We start from the raw sequence: 21,203 nt of genomic DNA on the forward strand, positions 1-21,203 counted from the left end.
ATTGCCAAATAAAAAAAGGGCTTGAATATATACTATTCAAGCCCTTTTTTATAGGATAAGTGTTGTAGACTTATTGTTTTTTCCATTTTTTCAATTCATCGCATGAACCAAACTCGTCACTGATATTGATAAATGTTGTTTTCGATTTATCATCGAACCATTTACTTAGATTGCGATTGATTTTATCTTGTCTGGCAGCCTCTTTGATTTTGGTGAAATCCTCGTCCAAATTTGCTTTGTGCGGCGGAATACGTGTTTTCAAGTAATTGAAACGGTAGCCAACATCGCCCATTTTGTCTGTAAATTGCTCTGGTTTGGAGTATTCCCCTGGTTTTAGGGGATCGATTGCTGTGAATACTGATTTCTCCAAGCCATCCATAGGAATTACGGTTGTGCGGCTTGAGCCTTCTTGATTTAGGATCATACCCCCATTGAATTTACTTTCCTCTGCATCTGAATAATTTGTAGCAGCATGATAGAAATCCATTTTTTTGTCAACAACCAGTTTATAGATACTGTCCAATTTATTTTTGGTTCGTTCCAACGCTGCTGCACCAGGATTGATCTTCATCAGGATATGGCGTGTATGCACCTCTTCGCCCCGTCGTTCGAGTACCTGAATAATATGAAAGCCAAATTTGGATTCTACAATTGGTGAAATTTCTCCCGGTTTTAATTTAAAAGCCATCGCGGAGAATTCCTTTACGTAGTTGTCACGTGTGCCGAAACCTAAATCACCACCATAAGGGGCAGATCCCGGATCTTGCGAGTATATACGAGCCATTGTACCAAAGTCCGAGCCATCTACAATCTGCTTGCGGATACCTTCAATCTTATCTCGTTGCTCTTTTTTTTCTGCATCTGTCAATTTGGGCATCATCACAATCTCACCAATTTCTACCTCGGTATTGAAGTAAGGCAGACTGTCTTTATTCAAGCCTTCAAAATAACGCTTTACTTCCAATGGTGTTACGTCTACTTTTTGAACAATGTTTTGCTGCATTTTGTTAGCTTTCAATTGCTCAAAAACACTTGAACGCATTTCTTCCTTGTATTGCAATAAAGAGCGGTTGAGGAATTTTTCAAGACGTTCTTGCCCCCCTGCCTGTTGTGACATATGACGTAGGCGGGAGTTAAGGTTATCGTCAACTTCGGTTTCCGTTACATCTATAGAGTCAATTACTGCCTGTTGGGAAAGCAGCTTCTGAATGATTAACTGCTCAAGTACGCCGCATTTAAAATTTTCATTAGGTTTATTCCCTTGCGCTAACCATTGAGAATATTGCATATCCACGTCGGACTGTAAGATAATGCCCGATCCAACCGTTGCTACAACGCGATCAATAACTTGACGTTGCGCAAGACTGGCCTGAATTGATGCAAACAGCAATAAAAACAATATATAAATGTTTTTTTTCATCCGTATAAATTATTTATGATATTTATGAGTGATCTTCATTTGTATAAATGAACTCGTTTCACTCGGTTATTTGTTCATCATTTATTTTTTTGTCACAAGCATTCACGCTGCCTTCGGCGGTATACGTAGTAATTGTGTTCAATATATACTTTTTTGAACAACAGCACAAAATTATCAGATTATATGAATTATTCGTACTTTTATTTAACAATATTTTTGTATTCCCAATATTTTAAATGGGTGATTTTAGAATTGTTAAAATTGATGTGCTAAAATACGCATTTGCCTATTAGAAAGGACGGTTTTAACCAAATTTAACAAGTCTATTGACGATATTTACGCCTGTAAAATGGAGGGATTTTAGATCCTCACACGGAGGAATGAATGGAGGGATTTAATTGGAGTCCTGTATAATTTAGCAACAAACTTGGTGTAACGGTCTCATTCAACAAATGAGTAGCTACATCTATAAAATAATTTCAATGAAAAAAGCATTTATTTATTTGATGACAATTTTACCTCTGGCTAGTTTTGCGCAACAGATTCCCATGTTTGTGGGCACATATACGAGCAAAACCGCGAGCAAGGGCATCTATATTTATAATTTTGATGTTAAAACTGGTGAAACAACCTTGTCGAGCACGCAAGAAAGTAAAGATCCATCCTTTTTAGCGCGAAATAATAACTTTATTTATGCCGTTAATGAGGTTCCAAATCAAGAGGGGACTGTTTCTGCCTATTCTTTTAAGGACGGTCATTTAACTTTTCTAAACTCACTTCCTTCCGGAGGAGAGTCGCCTTGTTTTGTTGAAGTACATCCTAAGGGTATCTTGCTCGCTGTAGCAAATTATACGGGCGGCTCTGCGGCGTTGTTTGATTTAGAAAGTAATGGTGTTTTAAGCAAAAGAGCGCGATTAATACAACATGAGGGTAAGGGGGTGGATCCCATACGCCAAGAAAAGCCACATGTACATTCTACTTTTTTCTCCAATAAAGGGGATAAGTTGTACGTCCAAGATCTTGGTTTGGATGAGATTTCTATTTATCCGGTGAATAAAACGGGAAATGCCTATAGTCTTGCAGATGAATCAGAAGATATCTTTACACCAGCAGGAGGGGGACCGCGTCATATCGTGTTTGATAAGAAAGAGAAATTCCTGTATGTCGTATTGGAAATGACCGGTCAAATTGCATCGTATAAGAAAGATGGCGACGCATGGATGTATCAAAGTACTTTCGATATCAACCCCGAAGGTTTTAAAGGAACTAACGGCGGTGCTGATATGAAGATCTCTGCTGATGGAAAATTCCTGTATGCGACCAACCGTGGCGATGCCAATACGATAGCTACTTTTTCGGTAGAGAAGGATGGGGAATTGAAGAAAATAGCAAATCTTTCTGTAAAAGGTAAAGGTCCGCGTAATTTCAACCTTTCTCCGGATGGGAAATATCTTTTGGTCGCCAATCAATATACCAACAACATTGTTTTGTTTAGCCGGGATGCTAAAACGGGTTTGTTGACAGATACTGGAAAAGAAATTGCTGTACCAGCACCAGTTTGCATTATCTTCTAATCCAGAAAAGAAGTTCGAATAAGAAAAGAAGATTTTTAGGAAAAACCGTATGCGTTTTTTCTTAAAAATCTTCTTTTCTACAATCTAATTTACCTTCCTTTTCAAGGTCATTTAAGGTGGTTCCCTTCCATGTTCTTACCCGCTGTATATAGGCAGCCCTTCCAATCATGTGTGCTGCAACCGGAGCCGTTAGGATCAGAAAAAATCCAATAGCTATAGCCTTGGTCGTTACGGATACATCCGGGAAGGTCATTGCCGCACAGATAAGTAAAAGTCCCACACCCAGCGTTGCCGCTTTTACAGTAACCGAAAGACGTAAATAAAAATCCGGCATCCGCAAGATGCCAATAGACGCAAATAGTATGGCCAAGGCCCCGATGGTACTGAGAATGGCTAAAGTAATATCAATCATCTTTGCTTTGTTTTTCTAAATAAAATGAAAATGCGATCGTACCAAGAAATGCGATCAGTGCCAAGATCATGGCAATGTCTAAAAACACTTCCTGCGAAGTTCGTATACTATAAACGGTAATAATGCCAATTCCGATGGTGATAATGAGATCTAGGGCAATAACACGATCAAATATCTGGGGACCTTTATACAGACGAATAAAAGCCAGTATGACTGAGATAGTCAAGATCGGAAGGATCACATAATCAAAATAGCTATTTAAAGTCATCTTAAGAGTTCTAAAAGTCTTCGTTCAACATTATTTTTAAGGGTAGAAACAAACTGTTCCTTGCTTTTCATGTACATGACGTGAATAAAGAGCGTTTTTTTATCTTCACTTACGTCGAGGATGAGTGTGCCGGGTGTCAAGGAGATAAAGGTTGAAAGCAGGTTAATTTCCAAATCGGTTTTTGCATCCATGGGATACTTGACAATCGCAGGTTTGATAAAAAACTTGGGGGTTATCACGTCGTAGGCAACCTGCACATTGGCGACAATCATTTCCCACAGGAAAAAAAGAATAAAACTCAATGTTTTGGGGACCCGATAAAAGTAGCGTTGGTCCACCTCATTCCTGTTCATAAGCCAGAGGATACCGAATCCCAACATAAAGCCGAAAAGGAAGTTGGTGTAATACATCGATCCCGTCAAAGCGACCCAGATGAAGGATAGCATGAGGTTCATTAAAAACTGTTTTATCATATCATTTCTGCCCTCCTAATACAGCGTTTATGTAAGGTGATGTGTCCAATAATTGTGTAGCGATCTGATCCGCGACATGGATAATCGCTTCGGCGTTGAGTCCGATATACAGGGATGCAGATGCCAAAATAACAACAGGGAGTATGAGCATTGTTCTTTTATAGCCGATCATACCCGCAAATTTGTCCTCAATGATTTCCGGATCAGGTGCATCTTTCCAGAATACCTGCGCCCACATTTTGGCGATGACAAACAAGGTGATAAAGCTGCCGATAATCAGGGCTCCCGCGAAAGCATACTTCTCTAAGTGGAAGGCATCTTTGAATAGATAGATTTTAGGCCAGAAGCCCGAGAGAGGCGGGATGCCCACCAGTGAAAAAAGAACAATGGCAAAAAGTAATGAAATCTTTGGGTATTGGGCATAAAGTCCACCCAGTTTAGTCATATCCATGGTGCCGCGGAGTTGCCGTATAACACCGGCTATGAGGAATAAATTCGTTTTGACCATGATATCATGGATCAGATAGAATACTGCCCCCAATAAAGCCCATTTGCTATACAGGCCCAATCCGCCAATCATAAAACCAATATGACAAACGATCAAATAGGAAAACAACCTCCGGATATTGGTTTTGATCAATGCACCAAAAGCGCCCGTCAGAATTGTCAATATGGCTATTACGATAAGGAGTTCCTTGGTAAAATGATTGGGAATAAATAGTAAGGAAAATACCCGGAACAAGGCGTAAATCCCAACCTTGGTCAATAAGCCCCCAAATGTCGCTGCTACGGCCGAAGGTGGCGTATGGTAAGAGGACGGTAACCAGAAATAGAGTGGAAATACAGCGGATTTAATCCCAAAACCGATCAGGAAAAATGTTGCTGTAATTTCTACTAAAGCCTGATTTTGTATTTTAGGAATACGGAGGGCCAGGTCGGCCATGTTTAACGAGCCTGAAATACCATAAAGTATACCTATTCCTGTTAAGAAAAATGTGGAGGCCAGGATATTCATGGCCATATATTTTACGGCACCTTCCAACTGGGATTTTCTGCCCCCCAAAGTCATCAGCACAAAAGAGGAAATAATAATAACTTCAAACCATACATACAGATTGAAGATGTCACCGGTTAGAAAAGCCCCATTGAGCCCCATCATCAAAAAGTGAAAGATCGGGAAATAACCATAGAGTATGCGCTGGCGCCCCACACCGACACAGGAAAAGATAGAGACCGCCAGACCTGCGATAGAAGTGAGGAGAACAAGGGTACTGCTGAATAGATCGGCAACAAAAACGATCCCAAAAGGAGCTTTCCAATTGGCTGCATTCATGGTCAAAATACCGCCATCATAAACTTTGAAGAACAGTTTAAAGGCAAGAATGAGTGCGAGCAAGCTTCCGCCAACGCTCAGAAAACGTTGTGCAGTGGATTTGCGCCACAACATCAGTTGGACAATAGCAATAAATAAATGCACGATAATCGTGGCAATAATGTGGTTGTCTATCATATATCTTCTTCCTCAGGCGTGTTCAAATCATCCAGATCATCTGTACCCAGCAATGCATATACACGCTTGAGTAAAACGATGGCAAAGGAGGTTAGGCCAAAGCTGATCACGATGGCCGTTAAAATAAGTGCTTGCGGAATCGGGTCCGCATAAATATCGGTGAATACCTTCAGATCGGGTCCAATGATAGGTGGTTTACCTTTAATAATGTTTCCCAATAAGAAGATCAATATATTGGTACCATTGCCCAGTAACATAATCCCCAGCAACAATTTCACCATGCTTCGACGCAAGATGAGGTATATTCCGGCAGCATAAAGGATGCCGATCAATAGTACGAGTACCAGTTCCATTATTCTTCTTCTTCAGTAGTTAAAGCAATTGTAAATAAAATCGTCAGGACGACACCTATGACAACAAAGTATACACCAAGGTCAAAAAATAAGGCGGTTCCTATCATCCCGATAACGGGGATTTTCTCTTCCAGCCAAAGCCCGGTCATGACGGGGTAGCCAAAAAATGCCGGTAAGAACATGCTTATGGCCGAAATCCCCAATCCTATGGGGATAAGTGACAAGGGTTTGTACTGAATCAGTTTCATGGTATTTTGAGGGCCAAAGGCAAAACTATGCAGCACAAAGGCAATCGAAGCAACCAAGCCGCCAACGAAACCTCCGCCGGGGTAATAATGCCCCCTGAGTAGAAGGAACACCGAGAAAAGTAAGAGTATCGGTAATAAATACCGCGTAGCGGTCTGTAATATTGTACTGTTCATTTGTTACTATTTAGCAAGGAGTTATTAGCTCATTTGTGCATAACCTTTATCTATCATTATTCTTTATCAGAGGATTTTAAACGTAATTTTAATAAGCTATATACCCCTAATGCAGCAATACTCAATACGACGATTTCAAACATGGTGTCAAAACCTCTGAAATCGACAAGCAATACATTGACGACATTTTTTCCTTTAGCAAGCACATAAGCATAATCGCCATAGAAATCACTGATATTAGTTGTTGTTGGTTCATGGAGTACACGGAGTGCGACCATGGATAGCAAAATTCCAAAAACGATAGCGACCACGGCGTCGCGAATGATGGTGCGTCGGTTGGCCAAATTCAGAAAAGAAGGGAGTTTAAAGAGTACCAACACAAAGAGTACCACCGTTAGGGTGTCGATGGTGAATTGCGTCATCGCTAGATCCGGTGCACTGTAAAACACGAAAATAAGACATATGGCATAGCCTACAACACTGGTGGCTACTACGGCTGTTAAACGGGATGAGGTGCGGATGGTGAGTACAATGGCGCCAATCAAAATGCAGACTGTGGTGACTTCGTAGAAACTCACTGGAGATAAGGTTTCCCATTTGATATGGAGCGGTCCCCCCAGGTATAACTGGTAGGCGATCAATAATTCGGCAAATAAGATAATTTTCAACAGATACGAACGCAAATAGCCGTTGTGCATTTTGTTGGTGAAGAAAGTAGAGAACAAAACAATTTCCTGCGCACATAATTGGATGATATATTCAGGAGAAATCTTATTGAAATTTGCAATCCAAGCCAATTTTTTATCGCTGGGCCTGTTTGCGAAATAAAGTAAGGTGCCAGCAGCAATTGTAATAGCGCTTAATAGGAGGATCAAATTAAAGCCATGCCAGATTTTCAGGTGAAAAGTTTCGGGTTTTGCGAGTATACTTGTTGCGGTAGGTCCGGCAATCCATTCGCCGACAAGTCCTGGGATGCATCCAAAGACAACTCCTAATATAGCTAAAAGTAAAGGTGGGATCCACATGGCTTTATAGGGCAGGTGGATTGTATTAAATTGCTCGGGCAGCTTACCCATAAAAGGTTTGATACCGGCCATAAATCCGGCAGAGACCAATAATATATTGGTTGCTACTGCAGCGAGGGTCAAATAGAGAAATAAATCGGGTGTGGCATGTAGTGTTGCCTCGTAAATCAGATCCTTTCCAATAAATCCAAATGTAAGTGGAATACCTGCACTGGAAAGTGCCGCTAGGAGACCTGCGATAGCGACAGGCATTAATACCTTGCGTAGCCCCCGCAAGACTGTAAGATCTCGCGTTCCCGTTTCATGGTCTATAATCCCCGTAATCAAGAATAATGCGGCTTTATATAGGGCATGTACGAGTATAAAGACACTTGCAGCGATAATAGCATCCTTGGTACCGAGTCCCAATAAGAAAACCAAAATACCGAGGGCGGATATGGTTGAATAAGCGAGTACTCCCTTGAGGTCTGTTCTGAAAAGCGAATGGAATGCGGCATAAAGCATCGTGAGGCCACCAATGGCCATGAGGGAATACATCCAGATCGGGTTGCCCCCTAGTATCGGTGAAAAACGGGCCAAAAGGTAGATTCCGGCCTTTACCATGGTTGCCGAATGTAAGTAGGCTGACACAGGTGTTGGCGCCTTCATAGCACCGGGTAACCAAAAATGGAAAGGGAATTGTGCTGATTTCGTAATCGCTCCAAGTGCTACGAGGCCAAAGACCAGGGGAAAGAGTGGATGTTGCTGAATGATTGATACTTTGCCGATGAGTGCTGTAATATGGTAAGTACCGGCAATATTACCCAGCAAAATAAAACCTGCCAGTAGAAAAAAACCACCCAACCCAGTAATGGATAGTGCAGTCAGTGCGCTTTTGCGAGAATCATTTTTGTCATTGTTAAATCCAATGAGAAAAAATGAGCTGATCGAGGTCAGTTCCCAGAAGATAAACAATAGTAACATGTTGTCCGACAGGACAAGCCCCAGCATAGCCGACATAAAAAGGCAGAGGTAGCCAAAGAATCGATCGATATACCGATGACCTTTGAGATAGGCATTCGCATAAAAGAATATACAGGATCCGATCCCAGTAATCAATAAGGCGAAAAGTAGCGACAGTCCATCTAATTTAAAATCCAGATTGATGCCTAAGGAGGGCACCCACGATGTTGATTGTACGAAATAGGAGCCTTGACCAATAGGTACAATATATTGCGTAAAGTATAGAAATAGAAGTACCGGTAAGAATGCGAGAATAAAACCCCATTTGGTTTTTAGGAATCGACCAAATGGAACAATAAGGCTCGATGTTATTAGTCCTGAAAGAACAGTAAATAGCATGTAGTCTTTGTTTTAATTTTTAACCTTCTACATTTCATCGTTGCCAATGCTTATACGGCGATGAAGGTTTTTTGAAAGTTTACAATATAGTAAAAAAAAGCGAAAAAATGCTAGTTTTTGACCGTTTTCTCTCTCTATAAATGATAAAAGCAGGAATTTTGTTTTGTTTGTCGGAAAAAAAAACAAAACTAGTTTAGCAATTTAGAGATGAATAAATTCGGGTTTAGAATTATTATTTGGGATTGACAAAAAAAAAGAGCATTTTTACGATACAATTATTAAACATCCTCAATTGGATGTGTTTTTTACCCTAAATAATCTCATCTATAAAAATAATAGAATCAGAGTGTGGAAGAGATCTAACTATGCAGAAAGAAGAAGTATTGTTTAAGACACACTATAATGGACTTTGCCATTTTGCTTGGAAGATTGTGGGTGACCTTTCTCTAGCAGAAGATCTGGTACAAGACTCTTTTATTGCTTATTTCAAAAATACTGATCATGTCAGTGATAATGAGATTGCAATAAAGAACTATCTCTATAGTTCTGTGCGTTTCGCTTGTTATAATCATATCCGTCATGAAAAGGTCCGTCAAAAATATTGGAATGTTGTAGGTTTTACCGAAGAAGATAATACTGCGCTTGAATTGAATATGATTCACAGTGAGGTCATTCAGGAAATATATAAAATTATTGAGGAAATGCCTTTCGCCTGTCAACAAGTTTTTCGGCTTGGTTATCTTGAAGGTTTATCCAATCTTGAAATTACACGGGAGCTGCAAATTAGTATCAATACTGTAAAAACACAAAAGCAACGAGGCATGAAAATGTTGCTCAAACGTTTGAATCCCGAGTTTATACCCCTTATTATATTTTTGTTAAAAAATATTTAAATTCTTGTCACCCTTTTCTTCGTCTTAAGTTTCTTTATGGTAATTGATGAAAGAAAACACAAGACATATCACTGATTTAATACAGAAATTCCTTTGTGGTCAATTGACAGCAGAGGAACAAGTGCAGCTTGATGAATGGCTCAATGCCAGTTCACAAAATAAGCAGCTTTTAGAGTCCTTCCGAAAAGCGGAAAATATAGCAGAAGATTTAGCCGTTATTCGGCAGTTGGATGTAAATCAAGCATGGGAGCGGTTGAAAAGTAAAGAATCTAACAGCGCGAGATCTTTTCGGAAATGGTCCTTAAGCATTGCAGCATCTATTGTATTCTTGTTAGGTGGTTTTCTATTATGGAAAGGTGATTTTACCTCATTCTTTTCGGGTGATAAAAGTGTAATAGTTTCAAAAAAGCAAGATATTGCTCCGGCAACAAGTGGTGCAGTATTAGTCTTGGCTGATGGCTCCAGGCTCTCTTTGAATAGTGATTCCACTAAAACCTTGACTAAAAACAATAATCTAATCGGTAATAGCAATGAGCTGATCGTTAAGCAAACAGATCAAGCGATCCCATTGCAGTATAATTCTTTGATTGTGCCAAAAGCAAGTTTCTATAAGATGACTTTGGCTGATGGCACAAAAGTTTGGGTAAATGCGCTATCTCAATTGAAATTTCCTGCGCAGTTTTCACCGAAAGAACGTAGAGTCTTTTTGGATGGAGAAGCCTATTTCGAAGTTACCCCCAAGTCAGATCAACCTTTCATTGTGGAATCGAAAGGTAATGAAATTAAAGTGCTCGGAACGCATTTTAATATTAATTCTTATTCGGATCATGTTCGAACAACTTTAGCAGAGGGGAGAGTGGAGGTACGTCAAAATGATCAACGGGTAGAATTATTTCCTGGTGAATATGCTTCTTCTTTTAAAGACAACTTAGTTAAGGGAAAAGCAGATCTGGCCCATGATCTTGCTTGGCACAACAATGAATTTTATTTCAAAAAGGAAACGATAACGAATATAGCACATCAATTATCACGTTGGTATGATCTAGATGTTACCTTCCGAGGTGATGTGCAGCTGGACAAAGAGTATACCGGAAGTATCGAGCGTGATGTAAAATTGTCTCAAGTATTGGAGATGTTATCCTATGTCAGTAACCTAAAATTTGAAGTAGAAGGTAATAAATTGATTATTGCTACCAAAAGTTAAGGACTAACAATTTATAAAAAGAAAATAGCGCGCCTATGATAAAATAATACATCAACAACAATGACCTAAAAAAAGAGAACAGGAATGTTGCAGCATCCCTGTTCAGAAAAAGATGTGATCATCAGGTCCTAAATCTAAAATGAACAATTAAATCCCAATTAACCACAAAGTGTAAATGTATGAATAACTTACCACTTAGCAAAAGGTGGTCCTTGATCCCTCAAGACCCACGATTTTGCAAACCATTACGTATTATGAAAATTAGTACATGTCTTCTATTCGCATTTGTGACGGGTGTGCACGCTAAGAGCACGGCACAAAAAGTCACGTTGAATATGAAAAATGCCCGTATTGAAGAAGCGTTGTCTGCTATCTCCAAGCAGTCCCATCTACGTGTGTTGTATAGTGAAAACTTGAATACTAAGGCTCGGATTTCGGTGAACGTTAAGAATGCGTCCGTTGAGGAAGCACTGAATGCTGTTCTGAAAAGCAATAATATTGAATACAAAATTATTGCTAATACCATTTCGGTCAATAGTAATGTAAAGAACGTCAATTTAACGCTTCCTGAAGAAGTCCAACAGCAGTCCATCAATGGAACGGTCAAAGATAAAGACGGAAAAGGGTTGAGCGGGGCTACAGTAACAGTCAAAGGAACATCTGTTTCTACCCAAACGGATGAACAAGGACGTTTTAAGATCAATGCTCCTTTAACTTCTACTTTGGTTGTCCGATATATAGGTTATGCCGGAGGTGAAATTGCTGTAGAGGGACGTGCTATTGTCCCTATTATATTAAAGCCTCTGGATAATCAGTTAGATGTCGTTGATGTCGTTTCGACGGGATATCAAAATATTGACCGTAAGTTGTTTACTGGTGCGACATCAAAGATCAATGCGAAAGATGCCGAACGTAACGGTGTGCCAGATATTACTAGAATGCTAGAAGGACAGGCGGCTGGTGTATCCGTTCAAAACGTTTCCGGCACTTTTGGAGCTGCTCCAAAAGTGCGGGTCCGTGGAGCAACATCTCTTTCAGGAGATAATAAACCATTGTGGGTTGTAGATGGCATTATTCTAGAAGATGTAGTCAATATTTCTAATGAGGCACTTTCCACAGGTGATGCAAATACATTGATAGGATCTTCGGTGGCGGGCTTGAACCCTGATGATATTCAGGATTTTACAATACTCAAGGACGCTGCGGCGACTGCTATGTATGGGGCGCGAGCAATGAATGGTGTTATCGTCGTCAATACCAAAAAGGGACGAAATACAGATGGTCAGCCACGTGTAAGTTACACTGGAAACTTTACGACTTATTTGAAACCAAATTATTCCCAATTTGACATTATGAATTCAGCAGATCAGATGTCAGTTATTTTGGAACTTCAAAACAAAGGCTATTATACCCATAGTGGTTCTTCAAGAGGTAAAGATGGTGGTGTTTTTTATAAAATGTACAATCAGTTATATGATTATGATCCCTTAACAGATACTTATAAATTAAAAAATACGCAAGAAGATCGATTAAATTTTTTATCTCGATATGCAAATGCCAATACAGATTGGTTTGATTTGTTATTCAAGAATTCATTATTGCAGGAACATTCTGTGAGCGTAAATTCAGGGACGGAGAAAGCCCAATCCTATTTTTCAACTTCGTTGATGAAGGATAATGGAATGACGCTCGGTGATAACGTTAGTCGTTATACAGCCAACTTTCGTAATAATTTTAAGTTCTCGGATAAATTATCCGCTGAATTTTTGGTTACTGGTTCGATTCGTGATCAACGTTCTCCCGGAACATTGACACGTCAATCCGATCCTGTATATGGATCTTATAGTAGAGACTTCGATATTAATCCTTATTCCTATTCCTTAAACACAAGCCGTATGATGACGGCCTATGATGAAAACGGAGAATTGGAATATTTTGTTAGGAATTATGCGCCGTTCAATATTTTCAACGAACTGGAGAAAAATTATTTAAAGTTGAATATGTTGGATTTGAAAGTTCAGGGAGGTATCAAATATAAAATTATCCCGCAATTGACTTATTCCGCAGATGGAGCCTATAGGTATGCTAATTCGACACGGCAGCATTATATTTTGGAAGGATCTAATATGGCGGAAGCTTTCCGAGCCGATTATGATGCGACAATAGCCAACGGAAATATTAATTTGTACAAGGATCCGGATGATCCCAATAGCTTACCGGTTGTTGTTCTTCCCGACGGTGGTTTTTTTAATACCACTACTAATAACATCAAAAATTATTACTTCAGACAGAACCTAGAGTATGATGATACATTTAGTGATATCCATCGTTTAAATATCTTTGGATCTATGGAAGTCCGATATACGGATCGGCAAAATTCAAATTACGAAGGGATTGGTTATCAGTATGAAAACGGTGGGCTGGTCAATCCGAATTACCGTTATTTCAAGAAAATGATCGAAGGAGGAGATCCCTATTTCGGTATGGATTATAATTATGACCGATTTGCAGCATTTATGTTACGAGCCGCTTATTCATATAAAGGAAAGTATAGTGTAAATGCCACAGGGCGATATGACGGATCAAACAAAATGGGAAAATCGAATGTTGCACGTTGGTTACCAACTTGGAACGTGTCAGGCGCATGGCACATTGATCAGGAAAAGTTTTTTGAGAATATATCCCATATTGTTTCAGGTGCAGCCATACGCGGTACTTATGGGTTAACAGCAAGTATGGGTAATGTTGCGAACTCTGCCCCTGTTTATTACAATCAGATCACCTATCGTCCGTATGAAAGTGAAAAAGAAGCGGGTGTTTATATTTCTGGATTAAAGAACTCTGAATTGACGTGGGAGAAAATGTATGAACTTAATATCGGAACTGATCTTTCCCTATTCAATAAACTTGATATTACATTTGATTGGTATAAAAGAAATCAATTTGATTTGATTGGTCAGATTCTGACTTCAGGTATTGGTGGTCAGTATCGTAAGAATGCCAATTACGCGGATATGAAGGCTCACGGTGTCGAATTGACAGTAGCAGGTAATATCTTAAAGCGTACAGATGGATTTAATTGGAGGTCATCCTTTAATTTTGGCTACAACAAAAACGAAATTACACGCTTAGAAGTAAATCCGAATATATGGAATATGGTTCGAGCAGAGGGAGGCCAGATGGTTGGCGGCCCACAACGCGGATTGTACTCTATTACATTCGACGGTTTAGATCCGCAATATGGCTATCCTACTTTTATCGGAACAAGTGGTAAAAAAACTACTTATGTGAGATTACAGGATGAAGTAGTGGACTATCTGACTTATCATGGTCCAGTAGATCCTACGCTGACAGGAGGTTTTTATAATAGATTCGAATACAAAAATTTCAGCTTATCAGCACTATTTACATTTGCGACGGGTAATTATGTTCGTAAGCAACCCGCATTTTCGGCATCTTACTCAGACATGTACTCAATGTCGAAAAATATGTATAACAGATGGATGATACCCGGAGATGAAAAGATTACCAATATTCCGTCCCTAATCGATCCGTTGACAGTAACGAATGATGTGAAAGATGAGAACGGAGCGAATGTAAATGCGGTTTATCCTTACAATGCCTACAATTATTCAACAGAAAATGTGGCAAAAGGTGACTTTATTCGTCTGAAAAATGTGTCATTTTCATATACATTACCTAAATCTTTTGTAACGAAATACAAATTTTCAAGTGCCCAGATATCTGTGGTAGGTAATAATATCGCATTACTGTACTCAGATAAAAAATTAAACGGTGCTGATCCGGAGTTTTTCAACAATGGTGGTGTGGCAATGCCCATCCCTAAGCAATACACAATATCTCTTAAGTTAGGATTTTAATAGTGATAAAAATGAAAAAGAACAAACATTATATAAAACGAGCCCTTTTGTTGACAATGGGATGTCTATTATTTAGCTCGTGTAATAAGTTTTTGGATGAAAATCCCGATATGCGAACAGAAATTAATACAGTCGACAAAGTAGCTCAATTGTTGGTTTCGGCGTATCCTGGCTACAGCTATTTTTTTACGGAATCTGCAACGGACAATTTCGAAGATAAGGGGCCAGGACAAGGATCACATTTGAATCAGCCTATGATTGATTTGTATTTATGGAAGGACCCCGATGGTTCTGGAAACAGTACGCCCGTACAATACTGGAACGGTTGCTATGAGGCGATTGCTGCAGCAAATCAGGCATTGGAATCAATCGAAGAAGGTGGTTTTAAACCTGAGAAGATCAATCAATATAAGGGAGAAGCTTTAGTTGCTCGAGCATATTCACATTTTATGCTGGTAACGTTGTTTTCAAAAGCTTACGAGATCAATGGTAATAATGAAAGCCCCGGAATTCCTTATGTCACGAAACCTGAAACGATTGTTATGGGGCAATATGAACGGGAAACTGTAGCTGCCACATATGCTAAAATAGAAAAGGATTTGGAAGAAGGTTTACCATTGTTGGCGGGCGGGGTATGGCAAGTTCCTAAATATCATTTTAACCCACAGGCTGCTCATGCTTTCGCCGCGCGTTTCTATTTATTTAAAGGAGATTGGGATAAGGTTATTACACATGTCTCAGCAATCTTTCCGGACAATAATTTTTACGATAATATCAGACAATATGCTGGTAATCTTTACAATTTGTCCTATGCTGAACATAGTCAAGAATATACAAAAGCTGAAAAGCCATTTAATTTATTGTTGGCCAATTGTTATTCTACTTATCATCGGGATAGTGGATTTGGAAAATGTTTATATGGATTCGGAGAACAAAAGAAAAATGAATGGGCGGGAAATACACCTTTCGGTCCAGCATTTAGAAACCGACTAGGAAGTTGGGGAGCCCCACACTATACACCCAATAAGTACAAAGAATATTTTCATTACTCTAATGTGGCCGCAGGGATTGGGTACCCGTATATCATGATGCCACTGTTTACGACTGATGAAGCGCTGGCCAACCGGGCTGAAGCCTATATCCAAAAAGGTGACTATACTAATGCGATCAATGATTTAAACGTGATCGGTCGTTCCCGGATTGTTAATTTCAATGTTACAAGTAATGGATTGACGTTAGATAAAGCAAAAACCTTCACAGGTCTGGAGGATGATAAAAGTGCGATGCTTGCATCTTTACTTGATATCAAAAAGAAAATGTTTTTATTGGAAGGTATTCGCTGGATGGATATCCTTCGCCATAAAATTACTGTGAAGCACAATTTAATTGCGGCAGATGGTACGGAAACTTATGTTGAATTAAAGCCGGAAGACAACCACCGTCTGTTTCAGATTCCACAGCAAGCTACTTTGGCTGGTATTGAGTTAAATCCTAGATAATAGTTATGAAAAAGAAAAGTATCTTAATAAAAACAGTTTGTGCGATTTTATGTATCCCAGCTTTTCAATCTTGTCGGAAGGACGAGACGTTGCATGTGGATTTGGCACAATATAATATTGATTCACCGGTCAAATCTGAGTTGGATAATTGGATAACATCGAGTTTGACCAATCCTTATAATATCGAACTGGTCTATCGTTTTGACAGGAACGAAACTGATCCTGCCAGAAATATATCGCCGATTGAACTTGACCGAGTAAAGCCCACTGCTGAGGCTATTTTAAATACCTATATAAAGGTTTACGAAAAGGTGGCAGGCCCGACATTCATTAAAACGTATACACCGAAGCAGTTTGTACTTTATGGCTCTCCATCTTACAATACAAATGGCAGTATTACTTTGGGAACTGCGGAAGGTGGACGAAAGGTTGTCCTGTATGAATTGAACGAGTTGGATTTTAACAATTCGTCTGATATCAGAAGAAAAATGCGAACCATTCATCATGAATTTACGCATATTATCAACCAGATGATTGCTATACCACCGTCTTTTGAGCAGGTTACCAAAGCAGACTATGAGGCCGATTGGACTAATACGACGACTAACCCGGAGTCGATATCAAGATCGCTTGGTTTTATTTCCCGATATGCCAGAAGTGCCTATACGGAGGATTTTGCTGAAGTAGTTGCGCATCTTATTGTGGAAGGGCAAATGTATTATGACGATTATGCAAAAGCTTCCGGTGCCGATGCGTACGCAAAATTAAAGCGTAAAGAGGCACTTGTCGTCGATTACTTTAAGGAGTTTTACAATATCGATTTTAGAGCGTTGCAACAGGAGTTTGCCCGGGTGGTGATAGATCAGTATAACGAGAAGGACGCATTCTCGTTGGGATACTGGATGCGTAAAGGTACCTTGGTCTCAGGTATAAAAGTAGATCCTCTAGCTATATACAATTCAAAATACCAGACATCTACAGCCTTTAACAGTATTTATGAAGCCGTTAAATCAGGTATTGCAGCTGTAGGAGGAGCGAATAGAAGACTAGATAATATCGAATTCAAATTTTCTTCTGGAAATCAGATGGAGCTTGTTGTACAATACACCAATACTGCCAATACCACTTATTATGCTAATTATTCATATACCTATGCAATCAACGCTGCTAACGAGATGACGCTTACTAAAGTTGCTCAGCGTGGAACTGATGGTGTTTATGGGAATGCAGGGGTGATAGGCGCGGGGGTGACCGTACTACAGAATTATCTGACCTCGAATACCTTTGTGGTAGACTGGATCCATCACGATGTGGAGGCTGCTGATTTTATGACTTTTGGTGGTTTTTATGTAAAAGGAGCCCCGGATAATTATGTTTTTGGTGTTATTAATAAGTAATAGATGATGAAAAGGTTTTTAATATTATTTATAGCCGTATGGGCACTGACTTCCTGTAGAAAAACTGAAGTGCAGGAATTGTTTGATGCTTCTCCCGAAGCAAGAGCAGGAGAACGATTGGCTGAATTGCAGGATAAGCTGGTCTCAGGTGTAAACGGATGGAAAGGTGTACTGACTACCTCTTTGGGAGGAGGATATTCTTTCTATGTAAAGTTTAATGAAGATAATACAATACAAATGCTTTCTGATATTAACAGTACAACCTCAGGAACAATGAAAGCATCAACGTATAGAACAAAATGGGTGATGGATGCCTCATTGATTTTCGATACGTATAATTATATCTCACTGTTAAGTGATCCTGGTGCTAAAGTGCTCGGAGCAACTGCTGCCAATGGTTTACAGAGTGATGTAGAATTTGAGTATGTGCGTTCGAGCCAGGACTCCGTTTTTTTGAAAGGAAAGCGATATAAAAATAATTTTGTATTGACTAGGTTGTCAGAAGATGAAGAACAGACTTTTATCAACTCATATACTTCAGTAATATCAGATAATACGTCATTGATTTCTGCAATTAAATTTCCATATATCCAACTCGATGGTATTCAAAACAAGATTAGTTTTGTCGTTGATAACAATTCTAAGAAAGTTAGTGCAGAATTTATGGGTAGTGATGGAGAAGTAAATTCACTTGTAGGAAAATTTGGTTTTGACATATATGGATTCACTTTTCCAATTGCCATGCAGGTGGGAACTTCTAATTTTATCAATGGAGTTATAAAAGATAATAAGTTATTATTAATTGATGTAGAAGGCAAACAAACAGAAGTTAAGAGTAACGATGTCCCTATCCTACCGATCCTAACGACTTTCGGCTACAACAAAGCAAATAAAAGAATTACTTCAGACGCAATTCCCGGCGTTACTGCGAATGTTCATATTTTTAATAAAGTAAGAGAGCTATTTACAGCTTCTGGGCGTAATATTACTTCAATGTATTTTGCATTTACAAATAGTACGACAGCAATTTTCTATATAGGATATAATTCGGGAGCATCAGCATTTGTAGCTTCTGCTAGTTATCAATATACGCAAGATGGAAATAAACTTAAATTAAAGAGAATTGGTATTGACGGTGGAAATAATTGGAATACTAGAGCGGTTCAGGTTGCACCTGTTGATAATTTGTTTGGCACGGGCGATGAAAGAGAATTTCTTATTGACTGGGTTTCAAGTCAGAATGCGACTATAGTCTATCCTATTGCAGGAATAATATCAGCTTCTAATCCATTGAATATGTTATATGGTAAACTAGGAAATTAGTTTATATAATAATCTTTAGAAACGGTCATCAGAATAGAAGTTGACGATGACCGTTTTTAACGTCATTTTTTAACCATTTAATAAAATTTTTTTATGAAAAAAGTAATCTTAATTTTAATGTTGGCAATAGGAACCTTTTTCGGTGTGAAGGGCCAGACAACACCTGGTTCAGGTTCTATTAACGATATTTTGATCGCGTTTGATAGTGAGGGGAAAACAGGGGAATTGTATTTCGATAAAGATACTCAATTGTTTCAAGGAGGATGGATATCCTATTCTATACCTAATGGGGGAGGATTATATTATATGCTTCCCGTCAATTCAGTTTCGGGGCAGTTAGTTGGAAGTATATCAGGCCCAATACAGGAAAATTTAGAGTTCCCTTTACCTGGGCAGCCTCTGCCGACAGAACTGGCCCTTGAAACATCTACTTTTTCACATTTTGAAGGAACAATCTACTACGGACAAGGTTCCGAATGGGGAAACTTAGTTTTAAATAATTGGAATAATGGCGTCTTAACAGCTGTGAATTAAATGTCTTTATTAATTGGAGTATATTGGGGTACTCTGTTGGATAGAAATGACGAGTTGTATTTAGACAATCTCAAAGCGTATTAGTTGGAGGTCACTTACTTAGATTATGAAGAGGAAGTGACCCCAATTATGTCTATTATTAGATGATTGTTGTTAGATCGTATTAGTTTGAAGGGAACTGAAATTAGTGAAGTTTGAATGTTCTTTTGTTGGTTCAAATTAACTGTATCCGCCAATTAAATTATTTGTATTTACCATAAGCATTTATTGGTAAATTAGAAAACAATGTATTTAACCAAACAAACAATGAAAAGATTATTGTTTATTGTTCCCCTGATTGTTTTCTTTCTAGGATGTAAGAAAGAAAAAGCCGAGTTAAATCCACTTTTGGGCGATTGGAAAATTAAAAGTATTTATATGAAATACACCGATCCTGTTAATGGCTTAGTAGAGGAAACTGTAGATGTGAATAAATTTCTGTCTGAACGAGGGTTCTATCCTACGTTAGTTAAGGAAATACATTTCTTCGATAAAGATAGTGTGATATTTATAGCTCCTGAACGTGGTAGTGTTTTCTCAATTGGTGAAAAATATCATATTCAAGACCCGGGCCAGTCACTTGAAGAATCAAGAGGTACCTTCGAATTGGAAGGTAATTTTATCAATGTTCAGTTCAAATATGATGGTGGACAATCAAATTCCAAATACCGTTATGCTCTTGACAAGGGAGGACTTCAATTGATAACAAGGGATATTGATCAAAAAGTAGAGGGACGACAGGTAACCCATAAAGAAATTTGGTTTTTGGAGAAATGAGATAACAAAATATTGCAGAGCCATTCTTTCGGGAATAGTTTTTTTCTTTCTAATTCCAAGATGGCGTAACGAAATTTAATTTGTCAATAATTTGTACGTATCTTTGTACAGATAAAAGTACTTGTTATGTTGATTGCTAGTGTATCTGATTTCCGGAAAGACATAAAACGCTATCTGGATAAGGTTTCCAAAAACTTTGAAACCTTAATTATTAATCGAGGTAAAGATTCGGGTATTGTTGTTATGTCGCTTGAAGAATATAATTCCTTGATGGCAACAAACCATGAATTATCTTCCCGAACAAATGAACTGCGTCTTGATGCAGCGATTGAAAAGTTGAAAGCTGGAAAATCGTTTGAGAAGCAGTTGTCGGAGGAGTAATATGAAGTATGTTTTCGTGGATGAATCTTGGGAAGATTATCTGTACTGGCAACAGACAGATAAGAAGAAACTGAAAAAGATCAACGAACTGTTGAAAGATATCGCAAGGACCCCATTCGAAGGGTTGGGTAAGCCCGAACCCTTAAAACATAAGTATTCCGGATTCTGGTCACGCCGCATTGATGAAGAACACCGACTGATCTACAAATACGAGGAAAACCAGATTTTAATTGCTAAATGCAGGTTCCATTATGATTGATCGCATTGGAGCGTCTAAATCAAGTCGAGCAGTACTTTTTTCCCTACATATCTTCCAACGACAAACATTGTGTTTCGATCTGGTATTTAGGAAGCAATTTGTCTATTGTAAAATTTCATATTGATAACTACGCAGATCGGAAAAATTATGTTTGAAATGTAAGATCTACATTGTCAAGCTTGTTTAACAAATTAGAAGGGCTTATCAACGATATATTT

19 protein-coding genes are annotated in these 21,203 nt (G+C 38.8%); 11 read left to right on the forward strand and 8 right to left on the reverse strand.

Features of this window, described 5'->3' with window-relative positions:
- Positions 1–70 precede the first annotated feature (70 nt).
- Positions 71–1,420: a peptidylprolyl isomerase gene (locus B3E92_RS16370; protein WP_145329853.1), complete on the reverse strand. Its 1,350-nt coding sequence runs from the start codon at positions 1,418–1,420 to the stop codon at positions 71–73.
- A 482-nt stretch (positions 1,421–1,902) separates the two neighbouring features.
- Here B3E92_RS16370 and B3E92_RS16375 point away from each other — a divergent pair, with 482 nt between their 5' ends.
- Complete coding sequence (locus tag B3E92_RS16375) at positions 1,903–2,994, forward strand: lactonase family protein (protein ID WP_158638943.1); 1,092 nt, start codon at positions 1,903–1,905, stop codon at positions 2,992–2,994.
- 61 nt (positions 2,995–3,055) lie between these two features.
- Here the strand turns inward: B3E92_RS16375 and mnhG are convergent, their stop codons facing one another.
- The 7 genes from mnhG to B3E92_RS16410 are packed head-to-tail and all read right to left on the reverse strand — an operon-like array spanning position 3,056 to position 8,798.
- Positions 3,056–3,406 (reverse strand): monovalent cation/H(+) antiporter subunit G, encoded by a 351-nt coding sequence (gene mnhG / locus B3E92_RS16380; RefSeq protein WP_145329857.1) that lies wholly within the window; start codon positions 3,404–3,406, stop codon positions 3,056–3,058.
- A complete protein-coding gene (locus tag B3E92_RS16385; RefSeq protein ID WP_046671612.1) occupies positions 3,399–3,674 on the reverse strand; it encodes a monovalent cation/H+ antiporter complex subunit F in 276 nt (91 codons plus the stop codon). The genes mnhG and B3E92_RS16385 overlap by 8 nt, the downstream gene beginning before the upstream one ends.
- Complete coding sequence (locus B3E92_RS16390) at positions 3,671–4,129, reverse strand: Na+/H+ antiporter subunit E (RefSeq protein ID WP_227550155.1); 459 nt, start codon at positions 4,127–4,129, stop codon at positions 3,671–3,673. The genes B3E92_RS16385 and B3E92_RS16390 overlap by 4 nt, the downstream gene beginning before the upstream one ends.
- Positions 4,130–4,148: 19 nt before the next feature.
- Positions 4,149–5,657 (reverse strand): proton-conducting transporter membrane subunit, encoded by a 1,509-nt coding sequence (locus tag B3E92_RS16395; protein ID WP_145329859.1) that lies wholly within the window; start codon positions 5,655–5,657, stop codon positions 4,149–4,151.
- A complete protein-coding gene (locus B3E92_RS16400) occupies positions 5,654–6,010 on the reverse strand; it encodes a Na+/H+ antiporter subunit C (RefSeq protein WP_028072046.1) in 357 nt (118 codons plus the stop codon). The genes B3E92_RS16395 and B3E92_RS16400 overlap by 4 nt, the downstream gene beginning before the upstream one ends.
- Entirely contained in the window at positions 6,010–6,432 is a 423-nt protein-coding gene (locus B3E92_RS16405; RefSeq protein WP_046671608.1) for a Na+/H+ antiporter subunit B, read from the reverse strand. Before B3E92_RS16405 ends, B3E92_RS16400 begins: the two co-directional genes overlap by 1 nt.
- A gap of 56 nt (positions 6,433–6,488) precedes the next feature.
- Entirely contained in the window at positions 6,489–8,798 is a 2,310-nt protein-coding gene (locus B3E92_RS16410; protein WP_145329861.1) for a putative monovalent cation/H+ antiporter subunit A, read from the reverse strand.
- 365 nt (positions 8,799–9,163) lie between these two features.
- On the opposite strand from B3E92_RS16410, the gene B3E92_RS16415 reads away from it, so the two are divergent.
- The 10 genes from B3E92_RS16415 to B3E92_RS16460 all read left to right on the forward strand — a co-directional run bounded on the left by B3E92_RS16415 (position 9,164) and on the right by B3E92_RS16460 (position 20,985).
- Positions 9,164–9,691, forward strand: coding sequence for an RNA polymerase sigma factor (locus tag B3E92_RS16415; RefSeq protein WP_070569139.1), 528 nt, complete (start codon positions 9,164–9,166; stop codon positions 9,689–9,691).
- A gap of 46 nt (positions 9,692–9,737) precedes the next feature.
- Positions 9,738–10,895 (forward strand): FecR family protein, encoded by a 1,158-nt coding sequence (locus B3E92_RS16420; RefSeq protein ID WP_145329864.1) that lies wholly within the window; start codon positions 9,738–9,740, stop codon positions 10,893–10,895.
- A 254-nt stretch (positions 10,896–11,149) separates the two neighbouring features.
- The gene (locus tag B3E92_RS16425; protein ID WP_208734339.1) at positions 11,150–14,776 is read left to right on the forward strand and encodes a SusC/RagA family TonB-linked outer membrane protein; all 3,627 of its coding nucleotides are present in this window, start codon (positions 11,150–11,152) and stop codon (positions 14,774–14,776) included.
- An 11-nt stretch (positions 14,777–14,787) separates the two neighbouring features.
- Complete coding sequence (locus B3E92_RS16430) at positions 14,788–16,275, forward strand: RagB/SusD family nutrient uptake outer membrane protein (protein ID WP_145329866.1); 1,488 nt, start codon at positions 14,788–14,790, stop codon at positions 16,273–16,275.
- 5 nt (positions 16,276–16,280) lie between these two features.
- The gene (locus B3E92_RS16435) at positions 16,281–17,672 is read left to right on the forward strand and encodes a substrate import-associated zinc metallohydrolase lipoprotein (protein ID WP_145329868.1); all 1,392 of its coding nucleotides are present in this window, start codon (positions 16,281–16,283) and stop codon (positions 17,670–17,672) included.
- Between the two features lie 3 nt (positions 17,673–17,675).
- Positions 17,676–18,995 carry a DUF4302 domain-containing protein gene (locus B3E92_RS16440; RefSeq protein WP_145329870.1) on the forward strand — a complete coding sequence of 440 codons (1,320 nt, stop codon included), beginning with the start codon at positions 17,676–17,678 and terminating at the stop codon, positions 18,993–18,995.
- A 93-nt stretch (positions 18,996–19,088) separates the two neighbouring features.
- Positions 19,089–19,529 carry a hypothetical protein gene (locus B3E92_RS16445; protein ID WP_145329872.1) on the forward strand — a complete coding sequence of 147 codons (441 nt, stop codon included), beginning with the start codon at positions 19,089–19,091 and terminating at the stop codon, positions 19,527–19,529.
- Positions 19,530–19,835: 306 nt separating this feature from the next.
- Positions 19,836–20,345, forward strand: a complete 510-nt coding sequence (locus B3E92_RS16450) for a hypothetical protein (protein WP_286774696.1) — start codon at positions 19,836–19,838, stop codon at positions 20,343–20,345.
- Positions 20,346–20,471: 126 nt separating this feature from the next.
- The gene (locus tag B3E92_RS16455) at positions 20,472–20,726 is read left to right on the forward strand and encodes a type II toxin-antitoxin system Phd/YefM family antitoxin (protein WP_145329876.1); all 255 of its coding nucleotides are present in this window, start codon (positions 20,472–20,474) and stop codon (positions 20,724–20,726) included.
- A gap of 1 nt (position 20,727) precedes the next feature.
- Entirely contained in the window at positions 20,728–20,985 is a 258-nt protein-coding gene (locus tag B3E92_RS16460) for a Txe/YoeB family addiction module toxin (RefSeq protein ID WP_145329878.1), read from the forward strand.
- The last annotated feature ends 218 nt before the right edge of the window (positions 20,986–21,203 follow it).

Origin of the sequence: Sphingobacterium sp. UBA6317, assembly GCF_002440385.1 — a bacterium.
In the GTDB taxonomy this organism is placed as follows: Bacteria; Bacteroidota; Bacteroidia; order Sphingobacteriales; family Sphingobacteriaceae; genus Sphingobacterium; species Sphingobacterium multivorum.